Below are 25,810 nucleotides of genomic sequence, written 5' to 3'. Positions count from 1 at the left end.
CCGTGAATTCATCGTTCGACCCGTGCGGCCGCTGCATGCGACTCGCCGGGCGTCTGGCACGTCACCGGAATCGGCGTGCCTTCGAGTTGGAGCTGGTTCGGCAGCGTGTCGATCGTGCAGAGCGTGCGTTCGCCCGCACGCACCGCCAGCGTGGATTTCGGCTGAACCTGGGTCAGGAACGCCGCACCGCCCTCGCCGACGATGCCGAGTTCCTTGCCGTTCGCCACGTCCTGCACCGATGCACCGAACGGCAGCGGCTTGCCGGCCGGGTCGGTCAGCGTCAGGTACAGGTTGCTGCCGCGCGCGGCGGCAAACTTCACGAAGCCGATCGCGCCGTCGGTCAGCACCATGCGCTGGATCGGGTTCGTCACCTGCACTTCGAGCGGCAGCTTCTCGACGTTGACGGTCGCGTCGTACACGTTGTACGGCGAGATGCCGTCGAGCACCGCATAGCCGCGCGAATCGGTGTGCGAGAGCGTGCCGGACAGCGGCACGTCGGGCACGCCGTCGGTCGACACCAGCAGGCGCGTGTCGCCCGCATTGCCGTTCGCGTGCGCCGACACGCCGTATTGCGTCGCGACGAACGAACCGTCGACTTCGAGCGATGCCGCCGCATACGCATTGGCGAGCGTCGACGCCTGCGCGGTCAGCTGATACGCGGACGAGCGCTGGCGGTAGCTCGCGTTCGCCGATGCACGCCCGTCGGTCGCACCCGCGTTGACCTGGTAGGTACGGCCGTTCGGATCGTCGTAGATGTAGCCCGCGTTCACGCTCGTGCTGCCGCTGCCCGTCGTCAGGTTCGACGTGACGGTGTGACGGCCGCCGATCGGCAACGTCGCGGTGACCGAGACCTGGTTGCCGCTTGCACCGGCGCTCTGCGTGCGGAACGCCGACACGCTCACGTTCAGGTTGCGCAGCGTGCCGATCGAGAACGCCCGCGTGAGCGTGAGGCCGACGCGCTGCTCGTTCGCGCGTTCCCAGTAGGTCGTCTGGTCGTACGAGAAATAGGTCGAGGTATCGCCGAAACGCTTCGACAGCGTCGCCGAGTAGCGCTGCTTGCTGTTGGCGAGGCCGTACGCGGTCGGGTCGCCCGAGAACTGCGCGAAGTTCGTGTATTCGCGTTCGGAGAAGCGATAACCGAAGAAGCGCACGTCGGCATCGAGCCCGTCGAAGTGCTTCGAATAGTTGATGCGGTACGAGTTGCCGTTGCGCGTCGCGCCGTTCCACCACAGCTTCGCCCGCGCATGCGTGACGTCGGCCGACAGCGCGCCGAACGCGCCGAAATCGCGGCCCAGGCCGAGCGCGATCGACGTATAACCCGACGCGGCGATGAAGCCGCCGTACGCCGTGACGTCGAACGGCAGACCGTAGGCGATTTCACCAAAGCCGAAGAACGGCGTGATGCCGGCGCCGCCGAACTGGCGCGGCTTGCCGACGGCGGCCTTGTAGCGCAATTGCCCGGCGCGCGCGAGGAACGGCACGGCGGCCGTCGTCACCTGGAAGCGCTGCACGCTGCCGTCCTCTTCCTCGACCGCGACGTCGAGCGTGCCCTGCACGCTCGTATTGATGTTCTGCAGCGCGAAGGCGCCCGGCGACACGCGCGTCACGTACAACACGCGGCCTGCCTGCGACACGGTCACGGTCGCGTTGGTGCGCGCGACACCCGAGATCAGCGGCGCATAGCCGCGCAACGAAGGCGGCAGCATGCGATCGTCGCTGCGGATCGACGCGCCCGTCAACGCGAACGTGTCGAAGATGTCGGAAGTCAGGTAGTCGTCGCCGAACGTCACCGTCGACTGGATCGACGGCAACGCACGAAATGCGTAAAGCCGGCTGAAGCGGAACGTGCGGTCCGCGTAGGCCGTATTGCCCACGTTCGATTGCGCCTGGTAGTCGCCGCGAAAGCGCCATGCATCCCAGTTCGCGCCCACCGTCCCGTAGGCCTGGATCGAATTCGTCTGGCGACCGTCCGTCCCGAAGTTGCGGTTCGTGTTCGCGATCACGCGATAGTCGAGCATCGCACCCGGAATCCCTTCGGACCAGCGCGACGGCGGCAGGTAGGTCGAATCGGTGAACTCGAGCGCGGCCTGCGGAATCGTGATCTTGAGCCGCCCGTCGCTTTTCACGTAGCGCACGGTCGCGCCCTCGATCGCGCCGAGGTCGACGCAACGTCCGCCCTGGAAGCGCGGCAGGTCCTTCAGGAGCGACGGCTTCAGCCCGAACTGCGCGACGAGTTCCGGCGGCAGGCACGGCTTGCCCGCCCCTGACGTATCGACGGCGATGAATTCGATCGCCTGCAGCCCGTAGAACAGGTCGTTGACCTGCACGTCGAGCATGTACTCGCCCGGCAGCGTGAAGTCCGCCTGCGAGAACTGCGACAGATCGACGTTGTTCGAACCGTCGATGTTCAGGAACGACGAATTGAATTCCGTCGCATGGCTCTGGCTGCCGACCACCAGCACGGAGACGCAAAGGAAGGAATGTCTGATTCGCACGCGGCGCTACCGGAAGTCCAGGAAGGGAGAAAAGGAGGAAAAGCGAACGAGGAAGGGTGCGCGCACCCTTCCCCGGTACGGCGGCTTACTGGTAGCGAACCGTGAAGTTCGCGACGCCTTCGGCGGTACCCGGCGTCACGCCGGCTGCGGTCGCTTCGTACATCGCAGCGAAGCGCGCGATGTTCGTGCCGTTCTGCAGCACGGTCGGTGCCTTTTGCTCGGCGCCGTTGTCGAGGTATTCACCCGACGCTGCCTGCAGGCGGATACCGACGTTGGTCGCCGAACCGATCGTCGCGAGCAGCTTCGGCTGGCCTGCGCTCGACGTGCCCGTGAACGTGAAGTACGCGTTCTGCGCGACGCTCGTGTCGCAGTCGGTCAGCTTGATGTCGAAGTTGGTCGGCGTGGACTTGTCGCCAGCCTGCTTGAACACGTTGGTCGGCACCTTGCCGAGGTTCACGGTCTGGTTGACCGAGCCCGAATCGATGCCGCATGCGCCCGCGACGATCTCGCCCGTGAAGTTGATCGTGCCGGTGCCCGCTGCGAAGGCCGAGGTCGACAGGGCCGCGAGTGCGACAGCGGTCAGGATGGATTTTTTCATGACGTTTCCCGTAAGGACTGCAAATGGAGTAGTTGACGTGGCGGACACAAACGGCAGCGCATGGTGGCTTCCGTCCGACACGAGGCGGCATTATCGAGATAATCGTGAAAGTTTTCTGTAAATCATTGTCAAATGCATCTGACAATGTCCGATTTACCCCTCTAAATCCACACTCTTTCCTGTCGATTTACAATCCTTCAACTTTTATCCGCAGTCCTTTTTTATTTTCAGGAAGCAATTGAAGATTAAGGGGATTTTCGATCGACAGCCGGAGCCGCCCCACTCCACCTTGCTGGGATTGACTTCCGCGAAATCATCGTCGGAAAGGACAAAGCATTGTCCAATGCCGCCATCGTTGCAGAACGACAACGGCAATATCAAATCATTTTCAACAAACAGGAAATTAAACCGCGATTCAATCAATTCAATTTTTTCGCGCAAACGATTGCGACACGAATACAAACGTTTTACTGCGACACTTTGCCGCTCTCATTATTTCCAATATATTGATTAATTCGATCGTCAATTCCTGATCGTAAATCACATGCATGAGCGGTCGCCGGAACCCGTCGTCCGGTCCGTATCGCGGCAGCGCAGGAAGGAAAAATGGCCCGCACACGTTTGCGCGGAATCGCGACACGAGCGGTCGCACGACGAGGGCTGCCCCGGAACGCGCACGTGCGCGTTCCGGCAGGATGAAAACGTCCTGGCCAGCCTGTCAGTGAGGGGGAAGATATCGCCGGAACAGCGGTATGGATCGAAGAAAGCGGCAGCGGCACGTCGAAGCGCACCGCCGCCGTCATGCCGCCCGACACGCTTGCGTCAGGCGACAGGCATCACGCGGATGCCGCGGCCTCCGCCGACGCCGGCGACCAGCCGCCGCCGAGCGCGCGGTACAGCGTGATCGCATTCGCGAGCCTGAGTTGCTTGAGCCGGATCAGCTCCTGCCCCGACTCGTACGTGCTGCGCTGCGCGTCGAGCAGTTCGAGATACGTCGCGACACCGCCCGCGTAACGGCGCTCGGCGAGCTTCAATCGCGCACCGTCGGCCGCATACACGTCCTGTTGCGCGGCAAGCTGGCGATCGATCCAGTCGCGCGCGGCGAATGCGTCGGCCACTTCGCGGAATGCGGTCTGCACCGTCTTCTCGTAATCGGCGACCGCGATGTGCTTGCGCGCGTTCGCGACGTCGAGGTTCGCCTGATTGCGGCCGCCCGCGAAGATCGGCAGCGTGAGGCGCGGCGCGAACGTCCACACGCTCGTGCCGCCGGCGAACAGGCTCGAGAACGCATCGCTGACCGAGCCGTAGTCGCTCGTCAGCGTGATGCGCGGGAAGAACGCCGCGCGCGCGGCGCCGATCTGCGCATTGGTGGCCTTGAGCCGTGCCTCTGCCTGCCGGATGTCCGGCCGCCGTTCGAGCAGCGCACTCGGTGCGCCGGGCGCCACGGGCGCGATCGACAGTGCGTCGAGCGCAGTGGTGTCATCCGGCACGTTGCGCGCGAAGTCACCCGCGAGCAACTGCAGCGCCCGCACGGACTGCGCATGCTCGCGCTCCAGCGCGGCCTGCGACGCGCGCGCGGATGCCACCAGCATCTCGGCCGAGCGCAGCTCGATCGCGTCGCTCGTGCCGGCCGCATAACGCCGCTGCGTGAGCGCGGCCATGCGTTGGCGCGCATCCAGCGTGCGCTGCGCCAGCGCGAGTTGCTCGTGCAGCGAGCGCTCCGACACATACGCGCCGGCCACGTCGGCGATCACGCCGATGCGTACCGTGCGTTGCGCGTTGGCCGTCGCGAAATATTCGGCGAGCGCCGCGTCCGACAGGCTGCGCACGCGGCCGAACAGGTCGAGCTCGTACGCGCTGACGCCGACGCCCGCGCGATACAACCCGCTGATCGCGCTTTCGCGCACGACCGGGTCGTACTGGCGCGTACGGTCATAGCCCAGGTTCGCATCGACCGACGGCATCCGGTCCGCACGCTGCACGCCGTACAGCGCGCGCGCTTCCTCGAGGCGGCCGGCCGCGACCCGCAGGTCGCGGTTGTTCGCGAGCGCCGCGTCGATCCACGCCTGCAGCACGGCATCGGTAAAGTAGGTGCGCCAGTCGTCGAGCAGCGCGGCGTCGGCGGGCGACACCTCGGCCGCCGGTGCGGCACTGCCGTCTACCGGCGTATAAGTCGCCGGCACCGGCGCCGCCGGCCGCTCGTAACGCGGCGCGAGCGTGCAGCCGGCCAGCGCGAGCGCGGCGGCCAGCGCAACCTGGGCCCGCAGCGCGGCGCGTGCATTCAGCGCAAACATCATTGAGAACCCTCCATCGTCGCCGGCTGGGCCCCGCCGCGCCGGCGCGGGCCGACGTCGAACAGGCGGCCGACGATCACGAAAAACAGCGGGACGAGGAACACCGCGAGCACGGTCGCCGTGATCACGCCGCCCAGCACGCCGGTGCCGATCGCCATCTGCGCGCCGGACGCGGCGCCCGACGCGAACGCGAGCGGCAGCACGCCGACACCGAACGCGAGCGACGTCATCACGATCGGCCGCAGCCGCAGGCGCGCGGCCTCGAGCGCCGCGTCGACGAGCGACATGCGCTGCGCGACCAGGTCCTTCGCGACTTCGACGATCAGAATGGCGTTCTTCGCGGACAACCCGATCGTCGCGATCAGCCCCACCTTGAAGTAGATGTCGTTCGGCATCATCCGCAGCGTGACGCCGAGCACCGCGCCGATCACGCCGAGCGGCACGACCAGCATCACCGCGAACGGAATCGACCAGCTCTCGTAGAGCGCCGCGAGCGCGAGGAACACGACGAGCACCGACAGCGCGAACAGCATCGGCGCCTGCGCCCCCGACAGCCGCTCCTCGAACGACTGCCCCGACCACGAGAAACCGGTGCCGGCCGGCAGCTTCCCGGCGAGCCGCTCGATCGCGCTCATCGCCTCGCCGCTGCTGTGGCCTGCCGCGGCCGAGCCGTTGATCGTGAACGACGGAAAGCCGTTGTAGCGCGTGAGCTGCGGCGGCCCGAGCGTCCAGCGCAGCGTCGTGAACGCCGCGAGCGGCACCATCTCGCCGTGCGAGTTGCGCACGCGCAGCTTTTTCACGTCGTCCGGGTCGAGCCGGTGCAGCCCGTCGGCCTGCACGACCACGCGCCGCACCTGCGTGCCGTGCATGAAGTCGCCGATATAGTCGGAGCCGAACATCACCGCGAGCGTCGTGTTGATCTCGTCCATCGACACGCCGAGCGCGGACGCCTTCGCGCGATCGATGTCGAGCTTCAGCTGCGGCGCGTCCTGCGTGCCGGCGAACATCAGGTCGGTCAACGCCGGATCCTTGCGGCCCGTCTCGAGCAACTGCTCGCGCGCGGCGCTGAACGTCGCGTAGTCGAGCCCGCCGCGGTTCTGCAGCCGGAAGTCGAAGCCGCTCGACGAGCCGAGATCGGGCAGCGCCGGCGAGTTCATCGCGAACACCGTCGTGTTCGGCGTGCTCGCGAAGCGCTCGTTGATGCGCGCGACGATCGCCTGCACGTGCGCGTCTTCGTTCTTGCGTTCCTTCCAGTTCTTCAGCGTGACGAAGATCATCCCGCCGTTCGGCCCTTCGCCGTACAGGTTGAAGCCGCCGAGCGCATACGTGAACGCGGTCGGCTCGTCGCGGCGGATGGTCGACTCGACTTCCCGCACGCTCTGCATCGTTTCCGCGAGCGGCGTGCCTTGCGGCCGGATCACCATCACCATGAAGTTGCCCTGGTCCTCGTCCGGCAGGAACGCGGTCGGCAGCTGCGTGAGCATCAGTGCCGCGGCGCCGGTCAGCGCGCCGTACACGACGAGCCAGCGCACCGGCTTCTTCAGCATCTTGCCGACGCGCGTGGCATAGCGTTGCGTCGAGCGCGCGACCAGGCGGTTGAACCAGCCGAAGAAGCCGCGCTTCTCGTGATGGTCGCCCGACACGGGCTTGAGCAGCGTCGCGCACAGCGCGGGCGTCAGCGACAGTGCGAGGAAGGCCGAGAAACCGATCGACACCGCGAGCGACAGCGCGAACTGCCGGTAGATGTTGCCCACCGCGCCGCCGAAGAACGCCATCGGCAGGAACACCGACGTCAGCACCACGGTGATCCCGATGATCGCGCCGCTGATCTGCTTCATCGCCTTGACGGTCGCGTCGTAAGGCCCGAGCCCCTCCTCGACCATCAGCCGCTCGACGTTCTCGACCACGACGATCGCGTCGTCGACGAGGATGCCGATCGCGAGCACCATCCCGAACATCGTCAGCACGTTGATCGAGAAGCCGGCCGCATACATCACGCCGAACGTGCCCGCGAGCGCGACCGGCACGACGAGCGTCGGGATCAGCGTCGCACGCAGGTTCTGCATGAACAGGAACATCACGAGGAATACGAGCACGCCGGCCTCGATCAGCGTCGTGACGACCTTGTTCATCGATACGCGCACGAACGACGACGTCTCGTACGGGATCTGGTACTTCACGCCCGGCGGGAAATACGCGGACAGCTCGTCCATCGTCGCGCGCACGCGCTTCTCGGTGGAGACCGCGTTCGAGCCCGGCGCGAGCTTGATGCCCATCCCGGTCGCGACCTTGCCGTTCACGTACGACGGATAGTTGTAGTCGTTGCCGCCGAACTCGATGCGTGCGACGTCGCGCAGGTAAAGCGCGGCGCCGTCGGCCTGCGCGCGCAGCGCGATCGCGCCGAAATCGGCGGGCGTCTTCAGCGGCGCATCGGCGAACACGGTTGCCGCGATCGGCGCGCTGGCCGGCACCGCGCTGCGCCCGATGTCACCGATCGTCACGCGCGCGTTGTGCGCACGCACGGCCGATGCGATATCCGACGCGGTGAGGCCGTGCCCGGCCATCTTCACCGGGTCGGGCCAGATCCGCATCGCGTACTCGGCACCCCAGAACTGCACCTTGCCGACACCCTCGACGCGGCGCAGCGCCTGCACGACGTTCGCCGACGCATATTCGCCGAGCTGCACGTCGGTCATCCGCCCGTCGTCGGACGTCAGCGACACCACGAGCTGGATGTTGTCGGCGGCCTTCTCGACCTGGATGCCGTCGCGCCGCACCGGTTCCGGCAGCCGCGCCTCGACCGTCTTCAGCCGGTTCTGCACTTCGACGGCCGCGAGATCGGCGTTCACACCCTGCTTGAACGTCAGGTACAGCGACGCGGCCCCCGCACTGCTGGTGGCCGACGTGTACATCAGCCCCGGCGCGCCGTTCATTTCGCGCTCGATCAGCGCGGTCACCGATTCCTCGACGACCTGCGCGGACGCGCCCGGGTACGTCGCATAGATGCTGACGACGGGCGGGGCGATGTCCGGGTACTGCGCAACGGGCAGCGCGCGGATCGCGAATGCGCCGCCCAGCATGATGAAAATTGCGATCACCCACGCGAAGACGGGGCGATCGATGAAGAAACGTGCCATGGTGGTGTGGTGTTGACCAGTCAGGTTTGACGGGCGGCCGCCTGCGAGGCGGCCACGGCCGGCGCTGCCTTCGACGGCGGCGCCTGCTCGACGGGCTTGACGGCCGTGTCGGGCGCGAACTGCGCGGCGTTGTCGACGATCACGCGCTCGCCGCCCGCGAGGCCGCGCGTGATGCGCCAGTCATGGCCGCTCATCTGGTCGGCCGTGACCTCGACGTCCTTGACCTTGCCGTTCGTGCCGACGACCCGCACCGACGTGCGGTCGGCCGTGCGCAGCAGCGCATCGCGCGGCACGAGGATCGCGCGCTGGTCGACCGCCGTGTCGAGCGCGATCCGCACATACGCGCCCGGCAGCAGCTCGCGCTCCGGATTCGGGAACAGCGCACGCATCGCGACGGTGTCGGTGGTCGGATCGACCGCGAGGTCGCTGAACAGCAGCTTGCCCTTCAGCGGATACGCGGTGCCGTCGGTGCGCAGCAGCGTCACCGCGATGTCGTGCTGCGCGATGCCCGTCGCCCGCCCGCTCTTCACCGCGCGGCGCAGCGCGTCGACGTCGGCGGCCGGCTGCGAGAAGTTCACGTAGATCGGATCGAGCTGCTCGACGGTCGTGAGCGGCGTCGCCTGGTCCTGGCCGACGAGCGCGCCTTCGGTCACGAGCGCGCGCCGGGCGCGGCCCGCGATCGGCGCGGTGACGGTCGCATAGTCCAGCTGCAACTGCGCCCGCGCGAGTTCCGCCTTCGCGGAAGCGACGTCGGCCTTCGCCTGCGTGTCGGCCGCGACGGCCTCGGTGTGGTCGCGCTCGCTCACCGCACGGTCGCGCACGAGATCGTCGTAACGGCGGCGCTTGTCGCTCGCCGCGAGCGCGGCGGCCTGCGCCTTCGCGAGCGCGCCCTGCGCGGCGTCGCGCGCGGCCTTCAGCGGTGCGGGATCGATGCGGAACAGCACCGCGCCCTGCTTCACTTCCTGGCCTTCCTCGTAGGTGCGCGCGGTCACGATGCCCGCGACCCGCGCACGCACTTCCGCCTGCCGGTACGCGTCGAGCCGGCCCGGCAATTCGACGGTCATCGGCACGGCCGTCGGGCGCACCGTCACGACCGTCGCCTGCTTCGCGGCCTCCGGCGCGGCGTCCTTGTCGCCCTTTCCACATCCGGCCAGGGCCAGCACGGCCGCCAGCGCGAACGGCGCCAGTCGGTGGCGCAACAGGGAGCGATTGTTATTCATGTGTGACCTCGGATCGTTCGCCACCGATAAAATGCGGCGGCTCAGGGTGGCCGATTATAATCAGTCACGACTGATTAAATACACGCCGCTTCAATCTGACCGCCACACTGTCTCAATAAAACGACAGCGAACTGTAAGGAATTTCAGGACATGGCCCGCAAGACCCGCGAAGAATCGCTCGCCATCAAGCACCGGATCCTCGACGCCGCCGAGCTCGTGCTGCTCGAGAAAGGCGTGGCGCAAACCGCGATGGCGGACCTCGCCGAGGCCGCCGGGATGTCGCGGGGCGCCGTCTATGGCCATTACCGCAACAAGATGGAAGTGTGTCTTGCGATGTGCGACCGCGCGTTCGCGCGCACGTCGGAAGGCTTCGACGCGGGCGAAGGGCTACCCCCGCTCGCCACGCTGCGGCGCGCCGCGTCGCACTATCTGCAGGAATGCGGCGAGCCGGGCCCGATGCAACGCGTGCTCGTGATCCTCTATACGAAGTGCGAGCAGAGCGAAGAGAACGGCGCGCTGCAGCGGCGCCGCATGCTGCTCGAATTGCAGATGCTGCGGATCACGAAGGCGCTGCTGCGCCGCGCGATCGCGGCCGGCGAAGTCGCCGCCGATCTCGACGTGCACCTGGCCGCCGTCTATCTCGTGTCGTTGCTCGAAGGCGTGTTCGCGTCGATGATCTGGACCAACCGGCTGCGCGGCAACCTGTGGAACGACGCCGAGGCCATGCTCGACGCCGGCTTCGACACCGTGCGCACGTCCGCCGCGCTGCGAAGCCGCGCGCACAAATTGCCGGACTGACGGAATTTGTCGTAATAAATGCTGATTTAACCCGATTTACCGCACTGCGAAACGAATGAGCTGACCCCCTTTAAAATTTTTAACGTTCCGCGGAACATCGGTAGACTGACGCTGTCATCTTTCTTTAGCGTCTTCGTGATAACCGGGTACGACCCGGCATGCACGCCGCCGTTCGAAGCGGGTCCCCCCGCGCGTTGGGTCGAACGGAAACGATACAGGCCCCTGGCGGGGCCTGTTTTGTTGCACGCCCGCCGCCCGCCCCGTCGCTGCCCGACGGATGTGCCGCCGGTGGACCCTGCCCACACCCCCTTTGAACCGCTTTCCTGGATGTGGACACCTTGGTCAAGTCTGCCGCTACCCCTGATGCTTTCGCGCCCGGCCGCGCGCAGCGCATTGCGCGCGCGCTCGTGCCGGCCGCCGTGCTCGGCGCCCTCGCCGCACTCGGCCTCGCCGCGCTGCCGGCCGTGTCGCAACTGCCGGGCGCCGTCGATTCGGGCACGGCCGCGCTGCCGCAGCGCGTGCTGTCCGACACGCCGTTTCCCACCGCGCAGCATTTCGTGACGAGCGAGCTCGCCCGCACGATCGGCGAGCGCAACGATGCCGGCGAACGCAACGACCGCAGCCAGCAGCCGGGGCTGTTCGCGCCGCTCAGCGCGCACCGCAACGAGATGCTCGGCTACGCGAACCTGTTCCAGTTCGCGGCCCCTGAAAACCAGCACGGGATGCGCGCGGGCGACATCGAACTCACGCTGTCCGATACGCTGAACCATCTCGACGTGCCGCCCGAGGTGCGCATCCAGCTCGGCGATCTCGTCAGCGGCAAGGTCGCGATGCGGGCGAGCGCGCAGCGCGGCGACTACTACCGCGTCGCATTCAATATGAGCGACGGCACGCCGCGCCTCACCGCGCTCGAACTGCGCGTCGCCGGCCGCACGTTCGGCGCGATCTGGTTCCGCGCGCCGGGCGCCGAGCACGGCGCGTACTACGCGCTCGACGGCTCGCCGCTCGAAGCCGCCGCCTTCACGATGCCGGTCAAGTGGACACGCATCAGCTCGTTCTTCGGCGAACGCATTCACCCGCTGTCGCAGGCGATGGCGTTCCACACGGGCGTCGATCTCGCCGCGCCGAGCGGCACGCCCGTCGATGCGGCGGCTGACGGCGTCGTCTCGTTCGTCGGCACCGATCCAGGCGGCTACGGCCGCTACGTGATCGTCGATCACGCCGATGGTTACTCGACCTACTACGCGCATCTGTCCGCGTTCGCGCATGGCCTCAAGACGGGCGAGACCGTGAAGCAGGGTCAGCGCATCGGCTCGGTCGGGATGACCGGCGCCGCGACGGGCCCGCACCTGCACTTCGAGGTGCGCGTCGCGAACAATCCGGTCGATCCGCTCGTCACGCTCGCGAGCGCGCAGACGGCGCTGTCCGACATGCAGCTCACCGCCTTCCGCCAGGAAGCGGCGCAATGGCGCTTCCGTCTCGCGTCGATCAATACGGCACCGTTCGCGTTCGCGCAGAACGACGGGCCGCTGTGGGGCGATTTCGCGACCGGCCCGTCGACGCTGCGTTCGGTGTTCGATACGCACTACTCGGCGGAAAGAAGCTGACTCCGAGGTACGATCCTGGTTGCAGAAGAGCGCACGGTCAAAATGCTCCGCCGCTCTTCTCTACGCCGTCAGCTGGTTACGGGCTTAAACCAATGTTCTGGCGCAAGGGCCAACCACACCTGCGCCCGATACTGCCGATAGCTTGCACTACCTCTCACGGTCATAGCGCCGGCGCAATGCCGGATCTCGTGTGATTCGCAACCGAAAACAGTTCGGGCACCACGCGCCACGATTGACCACCGTGTTAGGCATTGAGTCCCACACATGTCCGTGTGCGCACTGCCATGTCAATTTGACTCGATTGCCGTGATATTCGGTACTCAAGCATCGGCCACCGCGCTCCGCAGCAATTGCCTGCATGTCCTCTATCGTTCGGCGCTTCGCAAGATTGGCGCAATGCCAACACCACGCCCCGCCGAGCACCAAATGTCCCCACGTCGCCCATTCATGTCCACGTGCGCATCTAAATCGGTACTTCGAATTTGTTAAGTGATACTCCGTCGAAAGAAGCTGTCCACCACGTAACTTCGCTGCGGCCTGCAATCGCTCGAGCCCCTTCGGATCGCGTTGCTGTTCTCCGCGCTTGATTCGAGCACAGTTCGGACACCATCCGCCGTCGACGATTCGGTAAGCCACAGCTTTCCATCGATGGCCTTCGGCACACTCCCATTCGTAATGCATGGCGATACCGTTATACGTGTCAGTCAGACAACGACCGCCGCGCTCCGTCGCCGCCTCGTGAAGACGTTCCAACCCATCCGAATGTAGGAGACAGGAAGCCAAGTCGTATTTGGCACACCGTGGACAGCCATGGCCATCTAGAATCTTGCGTGCTTCAGCTGTCCATTCGTGTCCAGCACGACAAGTGAAGTGTTGCCGCGCCGTTTGACCGAGATAGGTTCCCTCATGACACACAAAACCGCGTTCACTCAGTAGCTCCTGAAAGCGGTGCTGCACGCGCACTTGTTCGCACTGGAGGCAAGTTATCGTGCCTCGCATCGCGACGGTGCCTATGCGCGTGAAGTCATGGCCCGACTCGCAGCGGAATTCATAGTGGGATTTCAACCCTCGCCATTCGAGCGTCAGAAGCGTAAGCCCCTGTTCGACGGCAATTTCGACCAGACGGGCATACGCAACATCGGGCTTGCGACGTGTACGTACAGCAGAAGTACCTTGGCTCATTGCGTCTTCAGAACTGAGCAGTCACCTGAAAACCGAGCGTCACGCGCGCGGTTGGAAAACCGGACGGCTTGTAGACAGGCGTACCCGCGAAGAGATCGTAGCCGTATCCGCCGAACCGAGTCGCGACACTGCCCTTGACGCCAATCACTGCGCCAGCGAGCTGCGTGCCGACCAAGGCAACCGGCTCTGGCCCCCAGACCCGACCGTAGTCGAGACCGGCATAGGCCGCAAGCCCGGTCTGCGCGATGGGGACCTGCAATTCGTTGCGCCAGTAAAACCCGCGCGATCCCGCCAGCAGCGTTTCACCGTCGAATCCCCGCACGGTATAACGGCTGCCAATCGTGACGCTATCGAGGTATGAAACCGTATTGCCGGTGTACTGACCATGAAAGGTCGTCACATATTTGAACGGCTGCGTACCGATCGCGAACGGTATCGACAGATTCGCATCGAACACGACCATCTTGAATCTGTAAGTCTGTCCACCCTCTGCCGCGAACATGCTGTCGGTAGAGCCGAGCCACCCCAAGCCCTGACGATAGGCAAGCGAGCCGTCGAACTGCGACGAGCCGAAATAGTGCCGGTCGTTCAGCCCGAACTCGAGAAAGGTCGCGTTCTGGTGCGACGACGGTATCGTCGTGCCTTCGATGTAGCTGTCGCCAAAGCGGCGCGTCAGGCGAACCTGCGCACCGAACACATCGTTCCGGCTGCGCGTCAGCACACGATTGAGCTTGAAGTCGACCGTCTTCATGTTGCCGCTCGCAACGAACGTCTGGTTCACGGCCGCGAGCGGTTGAAAGTACGTGCTGGTATAGGCCGACAGGGTGCCGGTCCAGTAGCCCCAAGGAACCGAGTAGAACGCGTTCCAACCGTGCGAGCCGAAGCGCTTGTCGCCGAATTCTAGGTCTTGGTTGAACCCGACGTTGAAGATGTCGTTCAGGCCCAGCGGGTTGTCGATGCCAAGCGACACATTGCCTTGCAGTTTGCCGGTCGCGCGCGTACCGGAATTGTCGATGGACGCAACAACGGTCCATGGTTTGCTGCGCTTCACGTCGAGCACGACGTCGCTTTCGCCGGGCGTATCTCCGGGTGCAATCCTCATTGACACATCCTGACTTGAGACGCGCTTCATCTGCTCAAGCCCTTGTTCGATGTCGCGCAGGTTCAACACTTCGCCGTCGCGCGTCGGGAACGCGGTCTTCCACGTTCCGCGCAACTTCTCGTCCTCGAAACGCACGTGCCGGATGACGCCCGGAATCAGGGCAAGCTTCAATGTGCCGGTGGACAAATCCTGCTCGGGCACGAGTACGCGGGTCGTGATGTAGCCGCGTGCGAGGATGGCCTGCGACACCCCTTTGACGATCAGGTCGACACCTTGCTTGCCGACGCATTGGCCGGCGTAGTGCGCGAGCCAGTCGCGCGCAAAGGCGAAGCGATCCATCGGCAAGGCGGATGCGCCCTGCATTTTCGCGGCGGCCGGTAACGAATCGGGCACGTCGAGCGCGAAGCGGTCGATTCGAAAGCGCGGTGATTCGGTCGGCAGTACCGGATAGGCTTCCGGGCGCGGCACGTCCGAGCGCACGCCCGGCGCCTGCACGGCGGCATCGCGCTGCTGGGCGTCGCGGCGCTGTTGCACCTGCTGGTTCTTCTCGGCATTCGCGCGGGCAGCGGCGGCCTGGTCGCTCGGAGTGGGGGTCTGTTGCGCCTGCGCAGAGAATGTGACCAACGCCGACAATGGCACGATCGACAACCGCTTAATAGTCATGATTGATGCCATATTGCCCAATCTTTTAAGTATGCTCTCGACATATTCCCAAGCTGCGCTTCCATACGCATCAGAAGGGCACCATCTCTGTTTGCTTGCGCGTATAGAGACTCCAATAGACCCGTTGCAACGAATGTCTTCAGATCAACGTTCTCTGCCCTCATGCCACGCTCGATAATATCGAAGATATACATCCGGTCCTCGGGTGAATATTCATCGAATTTTTCTGCGACACTCTTCCCTAGCTTTCCGAATAGGAGTGTTGTAGGAATGTCTTCCCCCCAATCCTCGACAGCTTCATCTCTAGCCAGCCGAAGAAATTCGATTTTCGTCAAATCGGCAACAAAATCTTTCCATGTACTCATCGCTTTCCCTTCAATGCATTCTGGAGGTCTCTCAGTACGTTGATCGATTCGGAAGCACGGCGTCTCAGTCGCATACGGGGTAAGCTTCTGGACGTGACACATCGGAGCGCACGCCCGGCGCTTGCACGGTGGCGTCGCGTTGCTGGGCGTCACGGCGCTGTTGCGCCTGCTGACTCTGCTCAGCGTTCGCACGGGCGGCGGCCTGGTCGTTCGGAGTGGGGACCTGTTGTGCCCGTGCGGCGAACGGGCTGAAGACGATAAGTGACCAAAACGCAAACCTCCTCATAATTTCCCTTTTAAGATTGGTCACTTCTGGTCAAGAATATTTTTTATTAACTTCAACGAGCAATTTTTCCTTGAATTCATCAGAAGAAAATTCATGCCCGGAACATAGATATCCCGCATCGTCGTAAATTTTCCCGCCTGTCACCAACGAGATTGCAGAAACAACAATAGCCGAAAACAATGCATCCCCCCGACTCTCGATCGAGCATGCGTAGGGATAGTCATTAACGATTCGCTGCCCCGGTGGCCATTCTATTACGTTGATCCAACACCATTCGTTTTCCCGCCGCCCCTGTGCGTATAGGGCTTTGCTGGAATCTCCGTAATTTCTCGACGTAATGATTGGACTTGACCGCCCAAGCTCCGGAAAATAAATTTCAATGCTCCTCGCCAATTGACCATCAGTGAGACGCTTTTTCATATCTACCAAGGAACTTTTCATTTGCGTCCTCCTGGCGGAGCGGCGACCGTAGCCTTTATCAAATTAACCTGGCCACCCCAAGCTCACCCAACTTGACATGACAAATCAAATCCCGCCTCGCGAATAACCGCTCTCGCCTTCTCAAAAAAATCGATTGCAACCGGCGACAGCGGATATTTTGCAAGCAATTCAATCTCGCACCGACAATCGCGCGCGTTCGGAAAGTGCTGATATAACTCACCACCCTCAATAAAGCTCAAATATGTGTTGATTTTCTCCTGAAGAAGAAGAAGATGTTCACCTTCTGGCGCAGACCATTCCAAATGATCGGAAATCCCGAGTTTGGCGATTTTATTGGAGGGATCAACCCCAATCAAATCAACAACATTCGTTTCGAGAATAGACATTCAATTTCCCTTTTCCTTGCCCGACGGCTGAGCGCCACTGTCTGGGCGAACAATATCGACCTTCATTGGCGGTATTATAGTCCCACCGGGGAACCCCGGCTTTCCCTTCCCAACCACTACCGCACCATCGGTTTCGATTTGAGGAAAGGCTTTAGCTTGATTTTTTGTCAGCGGCGCAGTTTCTGACGATTTACATTCAACACACCCGATTGTGCCACTTGAATCTTTTGTCACAATATCGAGTCGGGTTCGTGTGCCATCGGTTGTCTTCAGAGTAACTTGCTGCCCAACTTCTGGAAATTGGTTCCGATAAGACGCTGCTTTAGAATTTTCAAACGCATCTCCTGCAGCCTTGTTCGCAGTAATCGTACTTCCTTTTTTTCCGCCGGCCAACGCACCCGCCACAGACGTAAACGGCACAACAGTCAGTCCATCCTCTTGGCGTTGTGTCAGATTGACTTGACCGACCATCGCGCGCCGCTTATCAAGATCCTTCTTAAGCTCCGCGATTTCTTTCTGATCCTCGCCTCGGTTCTTATCTTCGCTGGCATTGTAAAGCTCGACGTTCGATGCGGCGGCTGCCCCGGCGCTGCCGCCAACGAGTGCACCACCAACCGTCGCGGCCACGTTCGCGGCGATATTGCCAACCAACGACGAGCCGGTCGCGTCGCCGACCGATTGGCTGACCTTCTCTGCCTGGTTCGCCAGTAGCGACGACGTGCCCGCGCCCGCTGCGCCCCCGAACGCCGTGAGCGCGCTACCGCCGCCGAGGTCGCCAATCAACGCACCGCCGCCCATCTGCAATGCCGCCCGCGACGCCCCGCCCTCATCCCAGCTCTTCGCCTGATCGATGTACGACTGCATCGCATCGAGATCGCCGCGCTCGGACGCCGCCTTTGCCGCTTCGATCGCATCCTTGCGCTTGTTGTCCGCATACAGGCCGATCCCCTGCGACACCGTCTGCCCGGCCGCCTGCGCCGCATTCATCGTGTCGGCCTGTTGCGACAGCGTTTTCTGAACGTCGGGCGTCTTCGAAACGGTCCCGTTCAGATTCGTCGCATCGCGGTTCAGGTTCGCGAGATCCTGAGTCTGCTCGCCCGGCTTCGTGATATTGATCGTGCCGACACTCACCGCACTCTTCGTCGTCGCGCTCTGGTCGCCGCTGTCGTTCTGGAACACCATCGGCGTGACGCCGCCCGAACCCGATACCGACGACGGGCCGACTGCCTTGGTGCTCGGCCCGACCGACGCCCCTGCGCTGAAGCCCGCGCTGTTCGCGCTGTAGTGAGAGTGGTTCTCGATGTCGCTCGTCGTCAGCGTGCCGGTCGTCAGGCTGTTTTTCGACGGATTGGCCGTGCTGGCGATATACGCGCCCTTGAGGTCGGTGCTGCCCTTCACGGTCACGTCGAACCCGCCAGCACCGGCCTGAATGCCCGCCTGTTCGTTCACGCCCGCATAGTTGCCGTCCGCGTGGCCGTTCTGCGCGCTGAAACTCCCGCCGACGCCGCCCGCCTGACTGATCGTGAAGCCACCACCCGCGCTCGACTGATGCGCGGCGCTCACGGTCGTATCCTGAACGCTCGCCACGTTCAGGTTGCCGCCCACGTCGGCCACGACCTTGTTCGCGTTCACGTTCGCACCGATCACGTTCGTGTCGCCGCCGCTCACAATGATCGCCGTCTGGCTCGCGTTGATGTGCGTGTTGTTCTGGATCGCTGCATCCGAATTGCCGTCGCCATGCGCACGCTGCATCGACGCGGACACGCCGATTCCGTTCGTGCCGATCGACACGCCGACGCTCGAACCCGACGACGAGTTCGAACTCTGCGTCTTGTCCGTATCGGTCGTGTTGACGAGGTTGACCTGGTTGTTTGCAATCAGCGCCACGTTGGCCGCGTTCACGTTCGAACCGGCGATCGTGATGTTGCCGTCCTTCGACGTGCCGTTGCCCGTCGCAACCAGTTTCGCGTTCCCACCCGCATTGATGCTGGAACCACGCTGAATCGTCTGGTCTTCGGACGATTGCATCGAACTATGGCTCGAACCGACGCTGACCTGCACGCCGATGCTCGGGGCCTGCGTCCCCTTCGCGCCGTTCAACAGATCCTTGGCCCCCATACCGCCGAATGCCACGTCACCGGCCGCCGCGATGCTGTGAAGCGCCGACGCACGGCCGTTGTCGTCCTTCGCGGACTGGCGCGCGGCCTGCGTCTCGCTGATCGCATTGTTGATTGCATCGCCCACCGAGCCTGACAGGCCGACCGTCAGCCCGCTCTTGCTCGTCTGCTGCTGTTGCGCTTGATGCGTGGTGTCGGTGGCCGAATCGATCACGATATTCGCGGCCGTTCCGGTCATGTCCTTGCCCGCGACCAGATCGCTGCCTTGCACGTGCAGCGTATTGTTCGCGTGCACCGACAGATTGCCGTCGACCGAACCAACCGTACTGGCATTGTTCGTGACGCTCGACGATTGATTCTGCTGCGCGAGCTTGCTGTTGCCGACCGAGAACGACAGGCCGCCGCCCGACATCAGGCCCGAGTGCTGCTCCTGGTAGGTGGTCGACGACTGGCGGGTGTCCTGTGAGGTCGTGATATTCACGTCGTGCGCGGCGTTGAGCGCGACATCGTGCGTGCCGACAACCGTACTGCCCTGGACATTGATGTCCTTGCCGCTGCCGATCGACACACCGTCCGCCGAGATCAGGCTGCCGCTTGCCACGGTGCTGGTCGCGTCCTGACTGCTGGCGATTTTCGTGCCGCTCACGACGCCGCTGCGACTATGCGTCTCGCGCGAGTTGTACACGTGCGTTTCTGTCGCGGCCCCGATATTCACATCGCCGGCCGCCAGCAGGTTCGCATCGCCCTTGTTCAAGTCGATCGTGCTGCCGATGACATTGATGTCCTTGCCCGACACCACATTGAGCGTATCGCCGCCCTTGACGGTCGTGCCCGTCAGCGCCTGATCCGATCCATGCCGGGTTTCCGCATAGCTGCGATTGCCTTGGTCGCCCGAGCTGTTCGCATTGATGGTCGACGTGACGCTCGCCGCACCGAAGGTCACGTTGCCCTTGGCCGCAACCGTGCCGCCCTGCCCGAAGTCGAGTTGCGCACCTTGTGCCGTCAGATCGCCGCCCACACCAATGGCCGACTTGCCGCCCACGTTCACGGTGCTGCCGGTCGCGCTGTTGAGGTCCGTATCCGACACGCCGTTCGCACGCTGCACGACCTTATGCTCGCCGGTCTGCTGCACGCCGAGGTTCCAGTTCCCGCCAACATCCGCGCTCAGGTTCCCGCCGACGTTCAGGTTCCCAGCGTTCTGCTGGAAGTCGCCGCCGGTCTTGATCGACGCGTCGCCGGCCACGTTCAGGGTCGCGGCCGGCCCAAGCGTCGTCTTGTCGCTCGTCGCGCCGTCGCGGCTGACCTGGTGTGTGGTCTGCGTCGCGGTATCCAGAATCAGCTTGTTGCCCGCGTTCAGGTCGAGGCTACCGGCCTTCACATTGGCCGAGGTGAGGTCCACGTTGCCCGTCGTATCGAGCGACATCAGCCCGCCGCTTTGCAGCGCGCCGAATGCGTTGTCGATCTGCTTGCCTTGAAGCGCGAGCGTCGTGTCCGCCTTCACGGTGCCGCTGTTCGTGAAGACCTGCGTGTTCTTCAAATCGATATTGCCGGCCGTGATCAGCGGACCGTTCGCGTTCTGCTGATCAGCCTTCGCAAGATACACGACCGGTACCAATACCTGCTGGCCGCCGACCGTCTCGGTCTGCATGATGATCACGTTGGTCGTGAGCGCGGCCACCTGCTGCGGCGACAAGCTCATGCCGAGCGGCAAGTTCAGCGACTTCGACAATTCAGCGCCCGCCAGCATCAGCGACTGATACATGCCCTGAAGGTCCGTATACGGCCCCAATACCGCCTTGCCCGTCAGTTGCGTGACCTGGTTGCGCACGAGCTGCTGCTCGTAGAACCCGTCACCGAGACGCTTTTCTGTCGTCAGCGGATTCACGCCGATCTGGTTCAGGTAATAGTCGCTCGACAGGAAATTATTCATGCGAGTGAACGCGGGGTTCGTCTCGATGAGGTACGTCGGGTTCGGTGCCGGATTCGGCCGGTACAGCCCGCCTTGCGGGATCGTCAGGTTGTTCAGCACGTTGACGGCCGTCGCGCTGGCGATCACCGGATCAATCCAGGTGGGCGTATCGCCCTTGATCGCGGATCCTCCCGATTGCGTACCGCTCGCGTTGCCGCTGACTGTGCCGATCGTCAGCCCCGGCACGGCCTGACCGGGCAGCAGGCCGAGCGACGGAATGGTCGCATTGGCCGCCGTGTTGTTCACGCTAACCCCATTGCCCGAGATCGTGCGGTTCGCTCCCCAGGTCGAGCGATAGTCGGGCAGACCGAATTTCCTCACGTCGGCAGGCGCGGCCTGCGTATAGCCCCCCGGCCCGCCGACGAACGGCTTATCGCCGAACGGCAAGGTCCAGTTGTGTTCGGTATTGTCGTAGTTGTTGTAGTGATAGTAGCCGGAATACACGACGGTCACGCCCGGTGCTTGCTGGCCCGTCGCGCCCCAACCATCCATGTCGAGACTCACGGGCTGCTTGAGGTTGCCGACTGCCGTCACGCTGCTCCAGTAGTTTTGGAACGTCTTAACCGTCGACACATCAAGATCGCCACCGGACGCGATCTGCGCGCCCGGACTCAGCTTCGTCACGGTGTTGGCGGTCGCCTTACCGTCGTAGGTCGTGTACTGATAACCGCTGTTCCACTGACCGCCGTTCGGCGGTACCGTGAAAACGCCACCCGGCTGCAATTTGAGCGCGGCGATGATCGGAGCGGGATCGTAATCCGGGTAATTCGGATCGTGGAACAGGTTGATCCAGTGCACGTCCTGACCGCTACAGGCCGCGATGTAGTAGGCGGCGCACCCCGACATGCTGATGCCGAGCTGTTGAAGCAGCGCCGGATCGACCTGATTCGTGTTGCCCGAGGTCTGCATCACGCGCCGCGTGTTCGTGACCTTGTCGGCGTGCAATTCCATCGAACTACCCGATTGGATCGCCGCCGACGAATTGTTGATCAACGCCGCGTTCGTGTAGTTGCCGTTCGCATCCTTGCCGCCCGCCAAAGCCACTTTGCCGAGCCCGAAGATCGTCGTGGTGGGCATCGAGTCGCCCAACGTCGTGTCGTCGCGGTTCTCGATGTCGTGCGCGAGAATTTCCAGCAGACCCGACGTGTCCGATGCGCCGATCAGCGCGACAGGGCCGAGGTTCGACACCGTTCCGCTTGCCTGGATGGCGACACTGCCGCCGACCATCGCACCATAGTTCGTCAGGTCGCCCGAGTGCGTACTGAGCAAGCTGCCGGCCGTGATCGCCCCCGTGTTGACGATGTTGCCGGCGTTGACCGTCAGGTTGTTGACCGATTGCAGGTTCGCGCTGTTCGTGAACGTGCCCGGCAACGTGAAGGTCAGGTCGTGACCGATGTTGAACTGCGTCTGTGGCGTGGCCGTAAAGTTGCCTTGCAGGTTGATCGTCGCGTCGTGCGCCGCGCTATATGCGCCGCCGCCAAGCAGCGTCGAAGCCGCTATCGTCAGGTCGCGAGTCGAGCTGATCGAACCGTTGGCGTTCGAGATCGCGCCCGTCGTCGCGACATCCACGTCGCCGGTCGAGTTCGCGACGTTGCCTATTTGCGCGCCGGAATTGTCAACCGTATCGCCTTTGACATGGAGCGATCCGCCCATCAACTGGCCGCCCTGCGTGTTCGAGATCGAGGTCGCGCCAATCGTCACATCGCCTTGCCCTGTCATCTGCCCCATGCCGGCGACACCGCCCGCATGGCTGTTCACGATCTGGCTGCCGCCCTGCACGTTCATCGCGCCGCTGCCGAAGTCGTGCACCACGCCGTCGGTATTGTCGATCGACGCGGCCTGAATCGACAGCGTGCTGGCGTCACCCGTCTGGCCGGCTTCGATGTGCCCCTGCTGATTCGACAATGCGCCGCCGCTTATCAACGACAGATTTGCGTTCGAGCGCATCAGGCCCTGAGCGTTGTTCACCGCTCCGGCAATCGTGGTCGCCAGACCCAGTTTCGCCGCGATGACGCCGCTACCATTGTCCAGACTACCGGCCTTCACGATGGCCTGTCCGTTGGTACCGATCGTGCCGCCGATATTGTTTAAGGCGCCCGCGCCGTTGCCGGGCGTGACGGTTAGCGTGCCGGTCCCGCCGTGCGTGATGGCGCCGTGCGAATTCTCCAGAACGGCCGGCGCAAGCGTCAGGTCCGTGCTGTTGGTCTGGATGACACCGCCATTCGAATTGTCGAGCGAGCCGGAAATAGCAAGCGTGGTCGGCCCGCTCTGCCATTGCGAAATGCGGCCGCCCTGGTTTTTCAGGTTCGCGGCCGTCAGCGAGAGCTGATTGCTTTCGATGTCGCCATTCTGGCTGTTGTCCACGAGTCCGGCGATGGTTGCCGTGAGCGTGGGCGAAACGATTTTGCCGCCGAGGTTCGACAGCGAGCCGCTATGAATCGTTGTGGTCGCCGTCTTCGAACCAAGTTCGCCACCATCGTTGACCAGTGCACCGCCCACGGTCACGTCGACGTTGGCGTTCGACGTGAGCTTGCCGCTCATATTCGTGATCGAGTCGGCCGCATTGACGCTCAGGCCCGTTTGGCCGGCGGCGGAACCGGCCGAGTTATCGATCGTCTTGCCCTGCAGGACGGTTCGGCCATTGCTGGCGATGGAGCCGGCTTTGTTGCTGACCGTGCCCGAAGCGTTGCCGACCGTCAGCGTGCCTGTGCCGACGTGCGTGATCGCGCCGCCGTTGTCGTTGATCAGGACGGCGGGTGTGAGCGACAGATCCGTGCTGCGCGTCTGGATCAGACCGTTGTTCGAGTTGTCGAGCGTGTCGGTAATCGCGACCGTCATCGGGCCGGTGCCAGTCTGCGTGACCGTACCGCCGTGGTTCAGCAGAGTCGAGCCGTTCAGCGAGACCGTCGCCGCATTGACCGTGCCTTGAGAGTTGTCCAGCGTCGTGCCGTTCAACACGACGATTTGGCCTTCAACTCGGCCGTTGGCATTCGCAAAATGATTGCCGGCGTCGACTGTCGCAGTCTGCCCGGCGTGCAGGATACCGTTGCCGTTGTCGACGCTCTGGCCGATCACGTGCAGGATTGCGTCGGCCGACGCCGAGCCGCTGTTCGTGACGGTGTTGCCCTGTACGGTCACATCACCCTTGCCGCCGATGACGCCGCCCGGGTCCCCGCTCACGTTCGTGCCGGCTGCATTCGTGATCGCGCCGGTTGCCGTTACCGACAAGCCGTCTGCGTTCAGGGAAATCAGCCGGCCAGCGCTATTGTCGATCGACGCGCCAGCAATCGTTTGCTTGCCCGCGCTCTGAATCAGCCCGGCGTTGTTCAGGATCGCGCTCCCGCGCACGTCGGCCGTGCTTTGGGAACTCAGCATGCCGCTTTGGTTCGACACGTTGCCAGCCATCTGCACCGACAGCGGCCCTTGCGAATTGGCGCGACCGCCCTGATTCGACAGGTTGCCGCCGCCGATAGTCATGCCCGCGCCGCTGGACAGATTGCCCCGATCATTAATGACCGTGCCGCTCGCCTGCGCGTTCACGGCACCCTTGGCGCTGGCAGTTGAGCCGGCCAGATTCACATCGCCCGCCGTCGCAGTCAACGCGAGGTTGCCGTTCGCGGCCGTCGCGCTGTTCGACAGATCGACGCCGTTGCCGGTGAAGGTCGCGTTGCCGCCCGCGCTGTTGGTGCCCGTCGCGGTGAGCTGTCCCGCGCTCGTCACACTCAGATCGCCGTTCGCGCCAACCGTGCTGTCGGCGTTGATGCCCGCGCCGAGCGTGCCCGCTGAATTGAGGCTGCCGACGTTGGCCGTCAGGTTCTGCTGCGCCGTGAGTGCCCCAGTGTTGGTCAGGTCGGCCGCGCCCGTGTTGACCGTGACCGATTGCTTTCCATACGTGACGCCGCTGTTCTGGATGCCGCCCGAAGCCGACAGCCACATATTGCCGGTCGCATTGGTCTGGCCTGACAGCACGAGCCGGCCGTTCGCTTGCAGTGTCAGGTCGCCCGCCTGTGCGGCGATGTCGCCAGCATTAGCAACACCGACCCCATTTTCCGAGGAGACCAAAAACACTCTATTCGCGTACATGCCGCCGAGCTGGCTGACATCGATCGCAATGGACGGCGCTGCGCCGTTGCCCGCGATCGGCGTCGCGTTCAGCGTGGCGTAGTCGATCTGATTCGATCCAGCGACCACGTTCAGGGTCTTCGCGTACGCCTTCGCATTAATCTGGACGGCGCGGGCCAACAAATCCACCTGATCGACATTCGCTGTGTCGAGCCCCGCGCCGACGACCGAAATCAAGCCCTGGTTGACGTTGAAACCCGTGAGCGACCCATCAGGCCCAAAGTTCGGATTGCCGGTGGTCAGCGTGGCTCTGCTCGTATTCAGGAAGCCGCCGCCATCCACGACCAGCCCCGCCTGATTCGCGATCACGAGCTGCGCCGCTGCGCCGCCGATTTCCACTTTGCCGCGAATGAAGCTCGGGTTGTTGCTGTTGACCTGGTTGACGATCAGACGCGCCGCATCGCCAGCCTGGAAATTGGGATTGCCGCCGATTATGCCGCCCAGTTGAGTCTGGACGTTAACCGGGGAGTTGTTGAGAATAATCCCGGGCTTGGGTACGTCGAACTGGTTGTACGTGTTCATCGACACGCCCGACGAGCCGGGGCGATTGATGTTCACCTGTTGAAGTCCGTTCTGTGTCTGGATCACGGACGGCGCATGCGCGCCGCCCGCAACAACTTGGGCATTGGCCCATATCGGCATCACGCCGGCCGCAACCAGTACCGCGAGTGCCGCCTGACGAAGCGCGAATCTTGCGAATGCGGGCGGCGAGAGAATGGCGAAACCAATTTCACCCTGCACTGCGTTACCTGATGCACTTGCGGTTTCTTCCACCGCAACCAACATACCGCGCACACGGCTGAATACCAGCCGATAATGGTTTTTATTCATGATCTTGGTCTACTCGCGATTCATCCGATCCGCTCTCACGGGCCTCGAACATCGCACGGAATCTAATAGAACAGCGTCAACAAGTGTCAAGCGTTGCCGAGAATCAACGACCCGGTGACCTCTTCACATTCGTATTAGCGACGAGCGCGCCAATAGGCAATCGCAGCTGCGCAGACTAAACAGCGCAACCGGTTGGT

Annotated in this window: 12 protein-coding genes; 2 read left to right on the top strand and 10 right to left on the bottom strand. The window is 63.5% G+C overall.

Annotated elements, in window-relative coordinates; genetic code table 11:
- Positions 1 to 8: 8 nt before the first annotated feature.
- The 5 genes from CFB40_RS08870 to CFB40_RS08845 form a co-directional block, all read right to left on the bottom strand.
- The gene (locus CFB40_RS08870) at positions 9 to 2,462 is read right to left on the bottom strand and encodes a fimbria/pilus outer membrane usher protein (RefSeq protein WP_089431054.1); all 2,454 of its coding nucleotides are present in this window, start codon (positions 2,460 to 2,462) and stop codon (positions 9 to 11) included.
- 118 nt (positions 2,463 to 2,580) lie between these two features.
- A complete protein-coding gene (locus CFB40_RS08865; protein WP_089425375.1) occupies positions 2,581 to 3,093 on the bottom strand; it encodes a fimbrial protein in 513 nt (170 codons plus the stop codon).
- A gap of 836 nt (positions 3,094 to 3,929) precedes the next feature.
- Complete coding sequence (locus CFB40_RS08855; protein WP_089431417.1) at positions 3,930 to 5,387, bottom strand: efflux transporter outer membrane subunit; 1,458 nt, start codon at positions 5,385 to 5,387, stop codon at positions 3,930 to 3,932.
- Entirely contained in the window at positions 5,387 to 8,524 is a 3,138-nt protein-coding gene (locus tag CFB40_RS08850; protein WP_089431052.1) for a multidrug efflux RND transporter permease subunit, read from the bottom strand. Before CFB40_RS08850 ends, CFB40_RS08855 begins: the two co-directional genes overlap by 1 nt.
- 20 nt (positions 8,525 to 8,544) lie before the next feature.
- A complete protein-coding gene (locus tag CFB40_RS08845; protein WP_089431051.1) occupies positions 8,545 to 9,744 on the bottom strand; it encodes a MexX/AxyX family multidrug efflux RND transporter periplasmic adaptor subunit in 1,200 nt (399 codons plus the stop codon).
- Between the two features lie 150 nt (positions 9,745 to 9,894).
- Here CFB40_RS08845 and CFB40_RS08840 point away from each other — a divergent pair, with 150 nt between their 5' ends.
- Positions 9,895 to 10,542 carry a TetR family transcriptional regulator gene (locus CFB40_RS08840; protein ID WP_089425370.1) on the top strand — a complete coding sequence of 216 codons (648 nt, stop codon included), beginning with the start codon at positions 9,895 to 9,897 and terminating at the stop codon, positions 10,540 to 10,542.
- A 338-nt stretch (positions 10,543 to 10,880) separates the two neighbouring features.
- Complete coding sequence (locus CFB40_RS08835) at positions 10,881 to 12,149, top strand: M23 family metallopeptidase (protein WP_089431050.1); 1,269 nt, start codon at positions 10,881 to 10,883, stop codon at positions 12,147 to 12,149.
- A gap of 1,189 nt (positions 12,150 to 13,338) precedes the next feature.
- Here CFB40_RS08835 and CFB40_RS08825 read toward each other — a convergent pair.
- The 5 genes from CFB40_RS08825 to CFB40_RS08815 all read right to left on the bottom strand — a co-directional run bounded on the left by CFB40_RS08825 (position 13,339) and on the right by CFB40_RS08815 (position 25,613).
- Entirely contained in the window at positions 13,339 to 15,096 is a 1,758-nt protein-coding gene (locus CFB40_RS08825) for a ShlB/FhaC/HecB family hemolysin secretion/activation protein (RefSeq protein ID WP_179255262.1), read from the bottom strand.
- On the bottom strand, positions 15,093 to 15,461 hold the full coding sequence (locus CFB40_RS38600) for a hypothetical protein (protein ID WP_174974553.1): 369 nt from the start codon (positions 15,459 to 15,461) through the stop codon (positions 15,093 to 15,095). The genes CFB40_RS08825 and CFB40_RS38600 overlap by 4 nt, the downstream gene beginning before the upstream one ends.
- 316 nt (positions 15,462 to 15,777) lie before the next feature.
- Positions 15,778 to 16,188 (bottom strand): hypothetical protein, encoded by a 411-nt coding sequence (locus CFB40_RS37855; protein ID WP_143329829.1) that lies wholly within the window; start codon positions 16,186 to 16,188, stop codon positions 15,778 to 15,780.
- Positions 16,189 to 16,250: 62 nt separating this feature from the next.
- Positions 16,251 to 16,574 (bottom strand): DUF6572 domain-containing protein, encoded by a 324-nt coding sequence (locus tag CFB40_RS08820; RefSeq protein WP_089431048.1) that lies wholly within the window; start codon positions 16,572 to 16,574, stop codon positions 16,251 to 16,253.
- Positions 16,575 to 25,613: a hemagglutinin repeat-containing protein gene (locus tag CFB40_RS08815; protein ID WP_089431047.1), complete on the bottom strand. Its 9,039-nt coding sequence runs from the start codon at positions 25,611 to 25,613 to the stop codon at positions 16,575 to 16,577.
- Positions 25,614 to 25,810: the final 197 nt, after the last annotated feature.

It is taken from the genome of Burkholderia sp. AU31652 (assembly GCF_002223155.1).
In the GTDB taxonomy this organism is placed as follows: Bacteria; Pseudomonadota; Gammaproteobacteria; order Burkholderiales; family Burkholderiaceae; genus Burkholderia.
This window is presented reverse-complemented; position numbering and strand designations above follow the sequence as displayed.